This window comes from Citrobacter sp. BIDMC107 (assembly GCF_001037575.1).
Classification (GTDB): domain Bacteria; phylum Pseudomonadota; class Gammaproteobacteria; order Enterobacterales; family Enterobacteriaceae; genus Citrobacter; species Citrobacter freundii.
Window position 1 is genome coordinate 110,226 of the sequence record NZ_KQ089851.1, and the last position, 15,783, is coordinate 126,008.

The window sequence follows — 15,783 nt, forward strand, 5'->3', positions numbered from 1 at the left end:
TTAAGCCTCCTCTACTTGATCGAGATATTCACCGTATCCCTCGGACTCCATCTCGTCGCGCGGGATGAAGCGAAGGGACGCTGAGTTGATGCAGTACCGCAGACCGCCGCGGTCGGAAGGACCATCGGGGAACACATGGCCGAGATGACTGTCTGCGTGTACTGACCTGACCTCCGTCCGGACCATGCCGTGTGCGCTGTCCCGCACCTCGTTCACGTTTGCCGAAACGATCGGCTTGGTGAAGCTGGGCCAGCCAGTACCCGAATCGAACTTGTCCGTCGAAGCGAACAGTGGCTCTCCCGACACTATGTCGACGTAGATGCCAGGCTCCTTGTTGTCGTTGTACTCGCCCGTGAAGGGCCTTTCGGTGCCCGCCTCCTGGGTAATTCGGTGTTGCTCGGGAGTCAGGTGGTCGATTGCTGTCTGTGACTTTTCAAACTTCATTACAGTCTCCAATACTTATCTAGAGGGCCAGGCACGCTACCGCTAATTTTTTATGTCTCCTGATTTGCTCCTACAATGGTAGTGGGATGGCAAACGAGGTTTTACTAAGTGTTGGAAAATTAGAGATTTAAATTTCGCGTCTATTAGTTCTAGCGCAACTGAGTGGTTAAGCAAGTACGTAATCAGTAAATATTAAAAAAATAACACAAAAGCACGATTATATAATACAGTGTCAGTGTTTTATGATAGGCGGTTGCAGGGGCTGAGTGCAACACGGTTATTGAATTGAAGCAGGCGCAGCATGATGCATTCCTACCACCTCTGTCATGACTTCAATCGGGCACTTCCAGTTGAAGCGTTTGCGCGGGCGAATGTTCATCAGGTAAGCGATCTCATCCAGCTGCTCCTGGCTGTGTACCGACAGATCTGTGCCCTTGGGCAGGAACTGGCGAATCAAGCCGTTGATGTTCTCGTTACTGCCTCGCTGCCAAGGGCTATGCGGGTCGCAGAAGTAAATGGCTACACCAGTGTTTTGCGTGATCTCGGCGTGCTTGGCCATCTCCCGGCCCTGGTCGTAAGTCATGCTCTTGCGCACCGCCAACGGCATCCGATTAAGCGCTGCACTGAAGCCCTCCATCGCCGACGTGGCCGTCGCGTCGCGCATCTTCACCAGCATCAAGTAGCCGCTGGTCCGTTCAACCAATGTACCGACAGACGATGCATTGGGTCTGCTCAATGTAGAGCCCCTAAAACCGAAAAGTGCGCCAGTTGACCTTGTGAGCAACCAGTTTGGGGATATCGTGGCGTTTTTTGAACAACACGGTAGAGCCCCCCAAAACTCGACCTGTGCCGATATGCCCGAGAAGCGTCTTGCAAGGCGCTTGCAGGCGATACGCACGGATCCAAAGCAATGCAGTGCCCTTTCAGGTCAGGATATCCATGGTCTGCTGGTAGGCATAGAAGTAGTGGGGATGGTTGCCGAGGAGCATGAGCAATATCCTGCCAGGGGAGTAGCTCTTGAGACTGTTAATGCACCCACCGTTGATACGTCGGAGCTGGTGACCTCGCTGGACGATATTTTTGCCGATGATGACCTCGGGTTATTGGATTTTGATGCTCCCGATATATTCAGCATGCAGCATGTGCCTAGGGAAAAAAAGGCGTTACCTGACGAGATAGCCCAGCGCCAGCCCTGTCCAGATTTCGCTCGTTTTGCGCCGCTGTTTGAGACCGTGAAAACGGGCCTGCAAGGCCAAGAGTTCTCCCTCGTGCGCTATCGAAACGAGCATGGTTTTCAGGTTGGGGATTTCTTCATCCTGAATGGGGTGATGGGTTATGTGCATAGTGCTGGGGAACGATTGGAACAGTACGAGAGGTATAACGCACGACTTCACCTGGTTTTTGATAATGGCACTGAGCTGCATATGCTCTACCAGTCACTAACCCAGGGGCTTATTCGTGACAAGGAGGGCCGTAAGGTCATGCTAGGTGACAAACTCCTCTTGCCAAATTACGCGCCCATTCCAAGCGGCTTTGTCTATGTGCTCGCGACAAAGAGCACGGACCCTATATTGATGCCCTTCATGCAAAATCTCTACAAGATAGGTTTCACCGAGGGTACCGTCGAAGACCGGATAAAGCACGCCGAGAAAGACAAGACGTTCCTGCAAGCCCCGGTTAGGATCATCACGACATTCCAGTGTTTCAACATGAACACCCACAAATTGGAGACCTTGGTGCACGGTTTTCTCGCCAAGCAGCGCCTCGATATCACCTTGAAGGGGGTTGATGGCACCAGCTATGCCCCGAGAGAGTGGTTCCATACTCCATTGACAACCATCCTTGAAGTTATTCACCACATTTTGGATGGAACAATCTCGCAGTACCGCATGGACAATACTACCGGTAAGGTTGTTGCAAAAAAAACGACCAATAATGCGTAATAATGCCAGGCAGCATTGGCACGGACCTGCTCATCGGCAGCCAAAGGGCCCGACTGCTCTGCCGCTTGCTGCATCCAGTGCATGGCATTGGGGTAATCAGGTTGGCTGGCCAGACGTTTGGCCAACTCATATTGAGCCTTACCATTGCCTTGAGTCGCGGCATTGGATAACTCGGCATCAGTGAGTGAAGTTGTGGAAGAGCAGGCCGGTCGCCAGCTGTAGGAGAGGAATAACGTTTCATACTGAACAATCAAGCACCCCTGCTCATACCGTTTTATATGAAACATGACCAAAATTAAAGATTCATACTAATTGCTACTACGAAGTCCGAATCGAGCTTCAACCGAGTAATAAAGTATCATCATGTACAGGACCTTAAGCGGCGAGTCCATTTAAAACGCCTTCCAAGGTCCTGTTCTGTATCGACTTTCTCTGCTTGGTTCGGCAGGCGTTCTTGGCCAAATAATCGGCAGCCCATTCCAATCTTTCCCTTATTTCTGTCAGCGCCCTATGGGCCACTGCTTCCAATAGCGGTAGCCACCACGTCGCACTGTTCTTCGACGCTTTCAGCATCGATAGCGCCCCACTCATCACACTCTGCGCGACCCGTCTCTTCATCACCAGCGACAGCAGGCTCGTCCACACCAACCCCTCGGCAATCGCTTTCTCGCCCGTCACAAACCCCTTGAGCCGGTTGTGCGATTTCCACTCTTTAAATAACAACTCCACCTGCCAACGGCAGCGATACAGGCTCATCACCTGCTCTGCTGACCATGCTGCTCGCGGTAGGTTCGTCATCCACAGACAGAACCGCTTTTCCTCAGCAAACCAGCGCCGGATCAACCGGTACTCGACCTGGCCGGACTTCACCACCATATCCAGTACCTCGGCCCGACAGCGTCGCCGTCCGGCCTCTCTCAGAGATAGTCCCGCCAGCTTGGGTACTTCCCGTCCATCACCGCGCCAGGCTTGGATTATCTTGGGGTTCAGGCTTTTCGTGCCGCGCACCAGATAAAATCCGCCAGCGTCGTTCACCTGCTCAAACCAAGCCCTGTCAATGTAACCTGCGTCAGCCAGCAGCAGGCAGTTGGTCAGCGTGTGGGCTTCAGGCAGAAATTGCCGTTCCCCTGCGGTATCGGCAGACACACTCATGCACAACGGGCTCTGCTCCGACAGTGACATGGTCATATGGCACTCGATAGCTGCCGGACTGATGGTCTTGAACCGGCCGGGAAAATCAGCAGCAAGGCGCCGATGCACCGCAAAGGAGGTGCCATCGTGCAGTAACACCTGCTTGAACGCGCCGAGGGAGGCTGCTTTGAGTTGATGGTCGATACGCAAGGCGATGGCCCGCTCGACCAGGGCTTTCATAAACAGGGCAAAGCTCTCTTTGCGCAGCTGATTGTGAAACGGTTTGTAAGAAACCTGATGGGTGTTTACCAGTTGCAAGGCATTGAAATGGCGGTGTAAACCGGCAATGTCATTGACCTGGTCGCCTCCCATGGCCCGCAGCAGTGCAGGTACGAGCATGGCTGGGGTAATGGCACGCTGACGCAGACAAAACTTGCAGAGCCGAGCAATGCGCTCGAGTGCGGCGGGAGCCAAGAGTTGCTCCAGATAGTAATTAGCGTTGATAATAGTCATAGGCTTCGCGCGTGTTGATTTTGTTTGGCGATAAAATCAGATCACAAACGAAGCCTTTTTTATATCTATTTCAATTGGTTGCCGCTAAAGATCCTGTACATGAGTGAGGGTTATGGTGGCTATATGCTGGATATTGCTATTCAGATGACAGCCATATGGGGAAGATTACAGGCGCCTGAAATAACAGCAGAGTATGGAGTGACTACCACGGCTGGAGGTTGGCACGGGCTGATCCCCTCTCCCTTTGGGAGAGGGTTAGGGTGAGGGGAGCTGGCTGACCGGGTGTAGCAACCAGGCGGCATTACACCGCTGAATCTTCAGTTATTGAAATTCCACGCGATCGGCAGTTCGACGTCGAAGATAAGTGCATCCCCGTCGAGGCGAAAGGCCAGGCTGGTCTGGTGCTGGTCGTATTCGTTGATAATCAGGCAGCTCTCGGCGAAGTTGGACTCGTAGTTGATATGGGCCACTCCTTCACGGCCGTCAGCGAGTTCGATGCTGAGCACCCGCAGCGGGTTCTCCTGACTGAGGTTGACCCGGGTGTCCCCCACGTCCACCAGCCGTTCCAGCAGAGGGAAGAAATCTTGTCTGTGGGTCGTTATGGCCTGGGTGATGGCCTGCTCCAGCTCAGCCTGGGTGGCGAAGGGGCCGCCGAGTGGGTAGCGGGTCTGGATCCTTTCCTGAGTCATTGCGTTTCCTCCTGAACTGAGATGTGGCAACAGTTTGGCCGCTGCAGTGACCTGTCATGTACAGGATCTTTAGCTACAACCAATTGAAATAGATAGAAAAAAGGCTTCGTTTGTGATCTGATTTAATCGCAAAAAAAAACCGACACGCCCGAAGCCATGACTATTATAAATGCAACCCAGTACCTCAAGCAACTTCATAGCTCTTCTGAACTCAACCGGATCGGTAAATTTACCGGTTTTTGTCAGCGACTCCGGGATATCCAGCCTGCGAGACTACTCCCGGCTCTGCTCTCAGGGCTTGGTTGCGACAAGGTGGATGGTATTGCTGGTTTGCATCGCCATTTCAATGCGTTGCAGCTCCATGATACTGACCAAATAGCGTATAAACCCTTTCACAACCAGTTACGCAAGCAGGGTTTTCCCTTGTTCATGCGCGCACTGGTTGAACGAGCCATCGCCTTACGCCTCAAGGAGTGTCTACCGGACGCCCACGGACTGGCAGGCTTTGAGCAGGTACTGCTGCAGGACGGGTCGTCATTCGCGTTACATCCGCAATTGGCAGAACATTTCCCGGGCCGATTCAATAAGCACAGCCCCGCTGCGGTAGAGTGTCATATGACCATGTCCTTGCTGGACCAGTCGCCGATATCGATGAGTATCACGGCGGATACCGAATCGGAGCGCAAGCATCTTCCGGCCGCAAATTCGTTAAATAACAAACTGTTATTGGCGGATGCCGGTTACATCAGCCGCGAGTACTTTGCTGATGTGACCAAAGCCAAAGGAAGCTATCTGGTCAGAGGGAGTCAAAATCTCAATCCCAAAGTACAGGCAGCTTACCGACAGGACGGCAGGGAAATGCCCAAGTTACTCGGAAAAAAGCTCAAGGATATCGATCGGAGAAGCTGCAGAGCCGAGGTTCTGGATCTGGATGTGAGTTCGGGAAAGTATAAATATCGACTCATAAGACGTTGGTTTGCAGAGGAAAAACGGTTCTGTATATGGATGACCAATCTTCCGCGTGAGCGATGGCCAGCCGAGAAGGTGATGGCATTGTATCGTTGCCGTTGGCAGATCGAACTGTTGTTCAAAGAGCTGAAATCACATAACCGGTTGAAGGCGTTCGCGACACGACAAAAAGCGATAGCGGAAGGCTTGATCCGTCATTCCGCACCTGATTTTGCTATTTTCAGTGCTTGACGGCGATCGGCCGTTCTGATCTATTACTCTCTTTTGCAGGTAGATCATCATGGCCGCACCCGCTATCTCGATCCGTAACCTCGATCACCTTGGTTTGGTCGCCGCACTCTGCCAGGAACTGGGCATTGCCCGCATGATCGATGCCTTGCTCCCCAAAACCCCGCCTTTCAAGGTCTCACATGGTGAAGCCTTGGTCGCCATGATAGTGAACGGCCTCGGCTTTCACAGCAGCACCCTGCACATGTTCCCGCAATTCTTCGCTAACAAGCCGGTTGAGCGCCTGATTGGCCCCGGGATCTGTGCTGATGACCTCAATGATGATGTGCTCGGTCGCTGTCTCGATGCCCTCTTTGAGGCCGATGTCAGCGCCTTGTATCAGGTGATGGCGGCGCAAGTTGTCGAGCGGCTGGGGCTCAAAAGCACCGCAGTGCACCTCGATATTACCAGCTTCCACGTCGATGGCGCCTATGACTGTGCCGATGGGGATCTGGTCGGTAAGCTGCAACTGGTGCGTGGTTATAGTCGTGATCACCGGCCAGAGCTGAATCAAGTGATCCTTGAGCTCATCTGTGAAAATCAGGCCGGCCTACCTGTCTATATGCAGGCCCTGAGCGGCAATAGTAATGACACCAAAGCCTTTGCCCAGACCGTTCGTCGCCATTTGAGCAGTCTCAAGGCCGCGCAGGAGTGCCGTTATCTGGTCGGCGATGCCGCACTGTACTGCGCCGATACCTTGCAATTACTGGCGCAACAGCAGCAACTATTTGTGACCCGGGTGCCCGTCACTCTCAATGAGGCAAAGCAGGCCGTGGCAACCATAGGTGCACAACCGCTGACCGCTCTGGGCAATGGCTATCATGGCCGTTGGCAACACGCGAATTATGCCGGGGTCGCGCAACGTTGGTTGCTGGTGCGCAGCGAACAGGCCAGCCACCGCGAGCAGCAGACATTGGCCAAAAACCTGCTCAAAGACAGTACCCGCGAGCTCAAAGCCTTCGCCAAATTGTGTGCCCGACGCTTTGCTTGTGAGGCGGATGCCCAAGCTGAGTTGAGCTGTTTTACCGCCAGCTTGATGCTGCTGCAACTGGATGCCGAAGTGGTAGGTGAACCCGTTTATACAGGACGTGGCAGACCCAAGCGTGGCGAAGAGCCAATTGGCCATCAGTTTCAAATCACTGGGTTGGCGGCAACTAGCCTGGCTTGCGTTGAAGAGGCCCGCAACCAGACCGGGGTGTTCATCCTGGCGACCAATGACCACAGCGATACGCTGACCATGGCCGAACTGTTGGCCACCTATAAAGCGCAGCAGAATGTCGAACGGGGCTTTCGTTTTCTCAAGAGCCCGGAGTTTTTAACCTCCTCACTGTACCTGAAAAAGCCGGAGCGGATTGAAGCGTTGCTCATGGTGATGACCTGTAGCCTGATGATTTACGCAGCGTTGGAGCACCGGATCCGGCAGGGATTAGTGGAGCAGAATCGCAGTGTGGCGGATATGAAAAAGAAACCGACCCAGCAGCCGACGGCCCGTTGGATCTTTTTGCGCTTTGGTGGCATCCATGAATATCGACTGGGAGAAGCTCCGCCACAAGTAACGGAGCTAACAGGAGACCAGCAGATCATTTTGGAGGTATTGGGTGAGCGCTATCGGCAAATTTATTCCTAAATCAGGTGCGGAATGTCGGCTTGATCTGGGCTAGTTTGCTGGCCTTGCTGGTCAAACGTCGGCTGGCGCTGACGCTGATTGGCAGCGCGGAGTTATCGATGCTGAAGATTGCCAAAAACAGCGCGCTTTGGTTAATGCCGATATTGGCGAGCATCATCCATGGTGCGTGGCAGGAAATAACAGAGAAGTTGGAGTGGGCAATGGTGTATTTATCCAAAAACGGCAAAAAGAGTAGGCAGAGAAAATCCAAGCAAAACAACACGTTAGACGGTATTATTAATTCGCTTGCCGCTTAAGGTTCTGTACATGAAAGTATCATACTCGTTGTGGCTCACTTCGGGGCAAAAAATGGGTTATGCGGCGAGAGTGCCTAACGCCGCAATACTCAACTAAATGGCACAGCCTGCCAAGCATCAAGTGCTAAGAAAGTGATTCTGAAATGCTGCCAATAGCCCTTAAGTCGGCATCATTTAAAAAGAACACAGGGCAGCCATCAACTTTTTGAGAGTTTGACATCAAGTAGAGACCTGTATACATATGTTTGGACATTTTAAAATCGTCACTGTCTGGCACTTTATAATCGCCAACGCACTTAAATCCGTTACGTTCATAAAATTTGATTTTATCGTTATTACAAATTAGCCCCAAATCGCTAAATGATTGACTAAGCGACTGCAACATTTCAGTCCCTAGCCCACGCCCTCTAAACTGCTCAAAAATCTGTATTTTATGGAGATATGCCGATTGATGATGTGGATGAACAAAAATCATTGCATACCCACAAAGCGTCAGTTCGGAGCTTGATGTGGCAACTTTAAGATGACCGAATTTGTAGCACTCATTAAATATTCCAACAATGTATTCAATGGCCTTATGTACTTGTTCTTCCTCAAATGCATACATAAGAGATACTAAGGAAGTCGATGACATAATATCGCTTAGTAACGCTTTCGCTTCATTTTCAAAAATCTCACCTAAGAAATCTTCTTGCTTGAATACTTGAGCTTCATTCATATTTAACCTTCGCAAATAGTCATTCTGTAGCATTACTAAAATTTGGTCAACATGTTCGAACTAGATCGCTTGGGCAAGTTTGGTTGTAACTCGCTTTGGGGCATAAAGGGTTTAGAAATGGCAGCGTACCTATGTGATCGCTGCCACTTCAGCATGATACTTTAATACTCGGTATGAATCTTTATTACTTAGTATGATACTTTATTGATCTCCCACACCAGCGCCAGCCTGCCATAAGATTCGATGGGTCATGATAAAATTAGGGTGAGACTTTATTTTCAAGGATGAAACTCTATTTTCAGGGATGACACAGGTTTCATCCCACATTACAGACTACGCCACCATCCACTCTTCACTGAGCAGGTAAGCCCAGCGAGCCTCTGTTTTATCTGGTTCCGCCTTAGCTTGAGCGATCATATGCTCGGCCGCGTCAAAGCCGACCTCATCCTCGAAATGTTCCCAGGAGTGGTTATACCATTCGCGCATGACGCTACGCCCCAGATCAGCCAGTTCGGGTATCACGCCTTCATGTCGCGCATAGATCTCCCAGGCATCCCACCCATACCTCATCAGGTTACGGGGGGCATTGAGCTCCTGGCTGAGCTTAAATAGCTCACGCGGTTCATGGCCCTTCGTGGCAATGCTGCGAAAGGCAAAAGACGACAAGGCAGCGATCACCGGCAGTCGGTTATCTTTGGCGTAGCTGATCACGCGGGTAACCATCACCTTTGCATCAGCGAACCCCCCTTCCCCTTCACAGAGCTCGCACCCCCCCGTGCTCAATTCCCCCTTGCTACCGCAACATTGGCCGCAGGGATACCCCTCCGAACCATGCTTAAAATCCGCGCTCATCTATTCATCCTTTCAGGTATGGGAGTCATCACAATTTCATTCTCGTCGGGCCATTTTCCGCATAGCAGGTGGAGGCTGTCACCAATAGTTTTGAAGGGGATGCTCCACTGATCTTTTGCCAACGAGCAGCATACAGGCTCACCTTTGACTTGAAACGACAAACTTGGCTTGGTGCCGTCGGCATTTGTTACTCCGAGACATTGATACTGCATGTCGTCGCCTTGTTTGGCCCTCAGTTCCTTGAGGTAGTGGACGCCTACGCTGTTGCCCATCACCATATGATCTGCTGGAGAGCGTACATAATCCCCCTCCCCGTAGAATTGCCTCAAGGTTAAGTCCTGCATGTAGAGGTGACCAAAAATCCACACCAGCCAGAGTGGCGTGGCAGCATAGGCACATAACATCAATATCGACTGAGGGCGGATTCCAGCCATCATGGGGTCGGTTCCGGCTGAGGGCGAAATGACACCCTAAGCTTTCGGTTCCTTGGGCCAAAGATATTCGCCAGTCAGTAGAATGTGCGCCCAGCCCAATGGGGATATGTGGGGAAGAAATTCAGGGGGAACATCCAACCCTTCGTTCCGCCGCTCCGTGACGGCATGACCAAGATGGACGGTATTCCAGTAAATGATCACCGCAGTCAATAAATTGAGCCCAGCGATTCGGTAGTGCTGCCCCTCTGTCGTGCGATCGCGAATTTCCCCCTGCCTCCCGATACGGAGCGCATTTTTGAGCGCATGGTGGGCCTCTCCCTTGTTAAGACCGATCTGAGCACGCCGCTGCATGTCCGTATCCAGGATCCACTCAATAATGAAAAGGGTCCGTTCAATACGACCAACTTCACGAAGCGCAACTGCAAGGTTGTTTTGTCGTGGGTAAGAAGCGAGCTTGCGCAGGAGTTGGCTGGGCCTGATTTTGCCAGCGGTCATCGTCGCGGCACAACGGAAAATATCAGGCCAGTTCGCAACGATAAGATCCTCCCGGGCTTTTCCACCTACCAACTTGCGTAACTCCCTGGGGGTCGTATCGGGATTAAATACGTACAACCGCTTCGATGGCAGATCCCTGATTCGCAGAACGAGATTGTAGCCGAGCAGGCTACTGGCTCCGAACAAATGGTCGGTGAATCCTGCTGTATCGGCATACTGTTCGCGAACATGGCGACCGACCTCGTTCATCAGTAGTCCATCGAGAATATACGGTGCCTCGCTCACGGTCGCCGGGATCGACTGACAAGCGAATGGCGCGAACTGGTCGCTTACGTGAGTATACGCTTTGAGGCCGGGAACAGAACCATATTTGGCATTGACCATGTTCATGACTTCGCCATGCCGCGCTGTCGGGAAAAACTGACCATCGCTCGATGCTGACGTGCCCATCCCCCAGACGCGTGACATCGGCAGTTTACCCTGCGCGGCCACCACAATTGCCAATGCCTGGTTCATGGCTTCGCTTTCAACATGCCAGCGGGCAAGGCGTGAGAGCTGCCAGTAATCATGCGTGTTTGTAGCTTCCGCCATCTTACGCAGGCCCAGATTGAGCCCTTCAGCGAGCAGGACGTTGAGCAGACCGATCCGGTCGCGACATGGAGCCCCGGTTCTCAGATGGGTAAACGCATCTGTGAAACCAAGGGCTGCATCAACTTCAAGCAGCATGTCGGTAATCCGAACGGACGGCATTCGGCGATACAGATCCAGTATGAGTGCCTCGGCACCATCCGGCACGTCTGCTGTCAACCTGTCGATCCGCAACGTTCCATCTTCTATGCTACCGTGCGGAATAGTGCCGTTACGGGCAGCCCGGGCCAGCCGCTTAAGAGCGATCGTGAGTCGCGCCTTTCTGTCTGCCAGCCAATCCTGTGGGTTGGAAGGCACGGCCAGTTTTGCATTTTCCTGCGCCGCGATCATCGGCACCAGTACCTGCTTGAGGTCACCATAGCGGCGCGAATGAGCGAGCCAGACATCTCCGGAACGAAAAGCATCCCGGAGGTGAAAGAGTACCGCCACTTCCCAAAGACGGGTATCTCCTTTTTCCTGAGCTCGTAAATGACGGTTCCATTTGGAGCTGGGCCGCAGGAAACGCCTTTCTGGCGATGCAACACCTTTCATCTCTCCGATCGACAAAGCTGCTGCTACCAATGGTCCGGCGACCGGCGCGGCTTCGAGCTTCAGACAGCGCAACATGCGGGGCGCATAACGACGAAAGCGATGGTATCCCTGCCCGACATATGCAAGAGGCTCATCGGCTAGCGTGTTGCTGAGTTGAGTCCCTGTCGCTACCAGTTGAGCGAGCCGGTCCCATGCAACCGAACTGGCGACAGCCATCTCCAGCGGGGTTCCGTCACTGCGGGCCTCAAGCAACGAAGCTCCCAGCGCGGTGAAGGTACGGATCGTATCCGTGAGTGTGGCTTTAGAGCCGGAAATTGTTTCGTCATGCTGGCGCTTCGCTTCCCGCCAGGTTTTTCCTACGATCCTGTCATGGGTTTCGACTATGGCATCAGCAATCGCCGCTTCCCACTCCACAACACAGACGGCAAGGATCGCCCAGCGGCGGTCCGAAGTGATGTCACGCAAACCGTCGGTGAAGTAGCGTTCACCCTGCCGACGCAGCCGGGCAATGCGATGGGCAGGTATGCTGGCCAAAGCACTATGATTGATATTCAGGGTACGCAGAAATTCGAGCCTGTCGAGCAAACGGTTAGCAGCAGCCGAGTTGTTACCAACCTCGAAGTTGCGAAGCCAGATGAAACGACTGATATTGCCGGCGAGCATTTCACTCAGAAGTTTGTCCAGGTGATCGCGAACATCCGCTGTTAAATTTTCCGCAATCCGCGTTTCAATCCGCCGCTCAGCGGCGACCAGAGCATCCGCGCACAAGCGCTCGATTGTCGATACTGCGGGCAGAATGGTGGAAGTTTCCCGACACCGCACAATAAAACGATGAGCAAGATCCTCGTTTGATCTGGCATCTTCGGCCTGGCCGAAAGTCCACTCCCGCAGATCACGGGCACCACGGCCCGTGAAGGTCTTGTAGCCGTAAATTTCGCGCAGCGTGTCCATGTGCTGCTGACGGGTTTGGCGCCGTGTGGCATAAGTGAGAAGCGCATCAGCCGGAACTCCAAGCTGAGCACCGACGAAGGAAAGGACTTCACGCGGGATCATCTCACCAGGAGCCAGTGCACGGCCCGGATATCGTAAGGCACAAAGTTGCAGGGCAAAGCCAATCCTGTTTTCCGGTCTGCGGCGCTGCCTAATGTTTTCCAGGTCATCATCGCCCAGCGTGTAGAACTTCAGTAGCGACAGTTCGTCCGTGGGCAGATCGAACAGCGCTGCTCGCTGCCGTTCGGTGAAAATATGGCGTCGTGACATACAAATTCGTCCCTTTTGAAGTATAGTCTGTTTTGGACAACAGCCAGCCCATATAAATCAGGGCGTTCCGATACAAAAATCCAGGAGGGTTCAATTGGGACATCGTGCCGCCATTTACTGCCGGGTTTCAACAGCGGATCAGTCTTGTGAACGCCAGGAATTTGATCTGCGAGCCTTCGCCGGCCGTGCCGGCTACGACGTGGTGGGAATATTTAAGGAAACAGGTTCAGGAACTAAACTCGACCGGGCCGAGCGAAAGAAAGTCCTGGCGCTTGCCCAGTCCAGACAAATTGATGCAATCCTGGTCACTGAGCTTTCCCGGTGGGGGCGCTCGACGCTCGATCTGCTCAATACGCTACGTGAACTGGAGAACTGGAAGGTTTCCGTGATAGCCATGAATGGAATGGCGTTCGATCTTTCGTCGCCGTATGGACGAATGCTGGCGACGTTTCTTTCCGGCATTGCGGAGTTTGAGCGGGATCTCATCAGCGAGCGGGTCAAGTCAGGCCTTGCTGTTGCGAAGGCACGTGGTAAGAGGCTTGGTCGTCAGGCCGGAGTGCGACCAAAATCAGACCGACTTTTGCCTAAGGTGGTTGCGATGAGGGCCGAGGGACGCAGCTATCGCTGGATCGCACGCGAGCTCGGTATCAGCAAGAATACCGTCGCTGACATCGTGCAACGACACAGAGCTAACGCTTAGGGTGTCATTTCGCCCTCAGCCGGAACCGACCCCGGCCATAACCGGGTGAACCCGTCGGTCCGCGGAATGGCCGCCGCGTAAAAGATCTCACAGCATCCGGCAAGCAATAAATATATCCAGCCCAAAACTTCTGGCCTCAGTGTTAACGAAATGCGCCATTTTGACCTGTGGTATGTCTTTTCTGACAGCCATTCGTCACCGGCATGGACGGATAATTATCCATCAGCTGCTGTTCAGGCTTTTCAGGATAATGCGGCTCAGAGCAGCATCTGTCTGCAAACGGTGTCCTGTGTAATCATTTTCCATCACTACCCGTGTCAGTTTACGTTGCCAGCTCTTACTGACAGATACTATTTACTGACACGCGGCGGATAGTAAATTTCAGCCATGTTCTGGAAACAGACTGAGCAAATTTCTCAGAATGGAAACGCACCCTAGCCCCGCCAAGGCTTCGCTTTACGATAATTTACCTGAAGGCGGCCATTTACCTGACGGTGCATGATAAAATGTAACCACAGACCGACCGAATTTAACTTATTAATTTAATTATCTAAATTTCTTACATCAGTCAATCAGGCTGTGCATTGCATTTCTGGAGTGCACAGTCTCTGGGTTGCCTGATTCACAATTCGTAAGTCAACATCTCAGGGGGAGATTAAGTGACAGAAAACCCAATCGGATTAACCAGAAAAGTTATCAAGCCCGTTTCTAATTTTTTCAGTTCACCTGTAGCGGGCGGTATTGTGCTTATTATTGCTTCGGCAGCCGCTATCATCGTGGCCAATTCGCCCCTCAGGGAAGGTTATGAAACACTCCTGAAATACAAAACAGCAGGCCTGTCCGTTGAGCACTGGATAAACGATGCCCTGATGGCCGTATTCTTTATGATGGTCGGGCTGGAAATCAAGCGTGAGCTTGTCACCGGCCAGTTAGCCACCTGGAGCCAGCGTGCGTTGCCGGGCTTTGCCGCACTGGGTGGTCTGGCCGTACCTGCCCTGATTTACGTGGGGTTTAATGCCGGTCATGACGAAACCCTTTCCGGCTGGGCCATCCCGGCGGCCACGGATATTGCTTTTGCGCTCGGTGTACTCGCCTTACTGGGCAGTCGTGTGCCAGTCTCGCTAAAAATTTTCCTGTCGGCGCTGGCTATTCTGGATGACATGGGGGCGGTGGCTATCATCGCGCTCTTCTATACCAGCAACATTTCGCTTCTGATGCTGGGTGGTGCAGCGGCAATGGTTGCTCTGCTGTTTAGCCTGAACCGTGCCGGCGTGACGCGCCTGCTGCCCTATCTGCTGACGGGGGGAGTACTGTGGTTTTTCATGCTTCAGTCAGGCGTGCATGCCACCGTCGCGGGTATCCTGCTGGCGTTCTTTATCCCGCTGCGAACCAGGAATGCGGCTGATGAAGTGCCTCTGGACAGGCTTGAGCATGCCATCAACCCCTGGGTCACGTTTATGATACTGCCGCTGTTTGGCTTCGCCAATGCGGGCGTCGCGTTGTCGGGCATGACGATGAATGACCTGTTGTCGCCGGTTCCGGTAGGCGTGGCGCTGGGCCTGTTTTTGGGTAAACAGGCAGGTATCTTTGGCCTGTCGCTACTGGCCGTCAGCCTGGGCCTGGCGAAACGACCAGAGAAAAGTACCTGGTTACAGGTTTATGGTGTCTCGGTACTGTGTGGGATTGGTTTTACCATGAGCCTGTTTATCGGCAATCTGGCCTTTACAGGCAGCCCTCTGCTCGTTGATGAGGTCAAGGTGGGGGTTCTGGCAGGGTCCATACTGGCCGCTCTGGCCGGTATTTTGATACTGCGCTTTGCGCCTTCTAAGCAAGTCAGGTAACGTATTATCTACAGGAAAATCCCCGTGATAACGGGGGTTTTTTCACACTGTCAGTGTATATTCTGAAGAGAAAATTGAAATTATTTAATTTTATTATAAATAATTACCTTTCTATCTTTCACATTTTACAGGCGGAGCCCTGTTCAGATAAGTCAGGATGAACGCTGGCATATCAGTTAAAATATTATGTTATTCAAATAAATAGTCGGCTAACGTGGTTTTTTACACGACTGGCCCTCTAACCCCGCTACTGAATACTGACCGCCAAAAGGCGGTTTTTTTGTTCAAAGAAACTGATCTCAGTATCGCGCCCGGGGCAGCTGGCCAACGTCGCCGGCATCGCGCCGGCAAAAATCGAAAAACAGAAATATCAGCAAGATAGCTTAAACAGGTGTCGGGAAATTTCGTTGAGATATTTTGAAGGA

The 15,783-nt window shown here is 52.5% G+C and carries 11 protein-coding genes and 4 pseudogenes; 7 read left to right on the forward strand and 8 right to left on the reverse strand.

The window, feature by feature from the left end:
* Both msrB and SK39_RS24605 read right to left on the reverse strand, forming a co-directional pair.
* Positions 1–444, reverse strand: a complete 444-nt coding sequence (gene msrB / locus SK39_RS24600) for a peptide-methionine (R)-S-oxide reductase MsrB (protein WP_003464965.1) — start codon at positions 442–444, stop codon at positions 1–3.
* A gap of 277 nt (positions 445–721) precedes the next feature.
* Positions 722–1,174, reverse strand: a pseudogene (locus SK39_RS24605) (IS30 family transposase); the annotation flags it as partial.
* Between the two features lie 46 nt (positions 1,175–1,220).
* On the opposite strand from SK39_RS24605, the gene SK39_RS24610 reads away from it, so the two are divergent.
* Positions 1,221–2,387 (forward strand): GIY-YIG nuclease family protein, encoded by a 1,167-nt coding sequence (locus SK39_RS24610; protein WP_223239964.1) that lies wholly within the window; start codon positions 1,221–1,223, stop codon positions 2,385–2,387.
* Positions 2,388–2,762: 375 nt separating this feature from the next.
* On the opposite strand, the gene SK39_RS24615 is transcribed toward SK39_RS24610, so the two are convergent.
* Together SK39_RS24615 and SK39_RS24620 are read right to left on the reverse strand one after the other, a co-directional pair.
* On the reverse strand, positions 2,763–4,031 hold the full coding sequence (locus SK39_RS24615) for an IS4-like element ISApu1 family transposase (protein WP_011191342.1): 1,269 nt from the start codon (positions 4,029–4,031) through the stop codon (positions 2,763–2,765).
* Between the two features lie 317 nt (positions 4,032–4,348).
* On the reverse strand, positions 4,349–4,720 hold the full coding sequence (locus SK39_RS24620) for a hypothetical protein (RefSeq protein WP_004099020.1): 372 nt from the start codon (positions 4,718–4,720) through the stop codon (positions 4,349–4,351).
* A 156-nt stretch (positions 4,721–4,876) separates the two neighbouring features.
* Here SK39_RS24620 and SK39_RS24625 point away from each other — a divergent pair.
* The 4 genes and pseudogenes from SK39_RS24625 to SK39_RS27940 all read left to right on the forward strand — a co-directional run.
* Positions 4,877–5,881, forward strand: a pseudogene (locus SK39_RS24625) (IS4-like element ISApu2 family transposase); the annotation flags it as partial.
* Positions 5,882–5,969: 88 nt separating this feature from the next.
* The gene (locus tag SK39_RS24630; RefSeq protein WP_010674210.1) at positions 5,970–7,583 is read left to right on the forward strand and encodes an IS1634-like element ISAs25 family transposase; all 1,614 of its coding nucleotides are present in this window, start codon (positions 5,970–5,972) and stop codon (positions 7,581–7,583) included.
* A gap of 17 nt (positions 7,584–7,600) precedes the next feature.
* Positions 7,601–7,879 (forward strand): annotated as a pseudogene (locus tag SK39_RS24635) (IS4 family transposase); the annotation flags it as partial.
* A 53-nt stretch (positions 7,880–7,932) separates the two neighbouring features.
* Positions 7,933–8,007, forward strand: a pseudogene (locus SK39_RS27940) (DUF4113 domain-containing protein); the annotation flags it as partial.
* On the opposite strand, the gene SK39_RS24640 reads toward SK39_RS27940, so the two are convergent.
* From SK39_RS24640 to SK39_RS24655, 4 genes are all read right to left on the reverse strand, one after another.
* On the reverse strand, positions 8,004–8,597 hold the full coding sequence (locus tag SK39_RS24640; RefSeq protein WP_048217588.1) for a GNAT family N-acetyltransferase: 594 nt from the start codon (positions 8,595–8,597) through the stop codon (positions 8,004–8,006). The pseudogene SK39_RS27940 and the gene SK39_RS24640 sit on opposite strands and share 4 nt — an antisense overlap.
* A 333-nt stretch (positions 8,598–8,930) precedes the next feature.
* Positions 8,931–9,380, reverse strand: a complete 450-nt coding sequence (locus SK39_RS27690) for a hypothetical protein (protein ID WP_231593837.1) — start codon at positions 9,378–9,380, stop codon at positions 8,931–8,933.
* A 65-nt stretch (positions 9,381–9,445) separates the two neighbouring features.
* Positions 9,446–9,886, reverse strand: coding sequence for a hypothetical protein (locus tag SK39_RS24650; RefSeq protein WP_048217590.1), 441 nt, complete (start codon positions 9,884–9,886; stop codon positions 9,446–9,448).
* Between the two features lie 33 nt (positions 9,887–9,919).
* Positions 9,920–12,817, reverse strand: a complete 2,898-nt coding sequence (locus tag SK39_RS24655; protein WP_023307208.1) for a Tn3-like element Tn5403 family transposase — start codon at positions 12,815–12,817, stop codon at positions 9,920–9,922.
* Between the two features lie 94 nt (positions 12,818–12,911).
* On the opposite strand from SK39_RS24655, the gene SK39_RS24660 reads away from it, so the two are divergent.
* Both SK39_RS24660 and nhaA read left to right on the forward strand, forming a co-directional pair.
* On the forward strand, positions 12,912–13,517 hold the full coding sequence (locus SK39_RS24660) for a recombinase family protein (protein WP_000509966.1): 606 nt from the start codon (positions 12,912–12,914) through the stop codon (positions 13,515–13,517).
* 659 nt (positions 13,518–14,176) lie between these two features.
* A complete protein-coding gene (gene nhaA / locus SK39_RS24665; protein WP_004194048.1) occupies positions 14,177–15,358 on the forward strand; it encodes a Na+/H+ antiporter NhaA in 1,182 nt (393 codons plus the stop codon).
* The last annotated feature ends 425 nt before the right edge of the window (positions 15,359–15,783 follow it).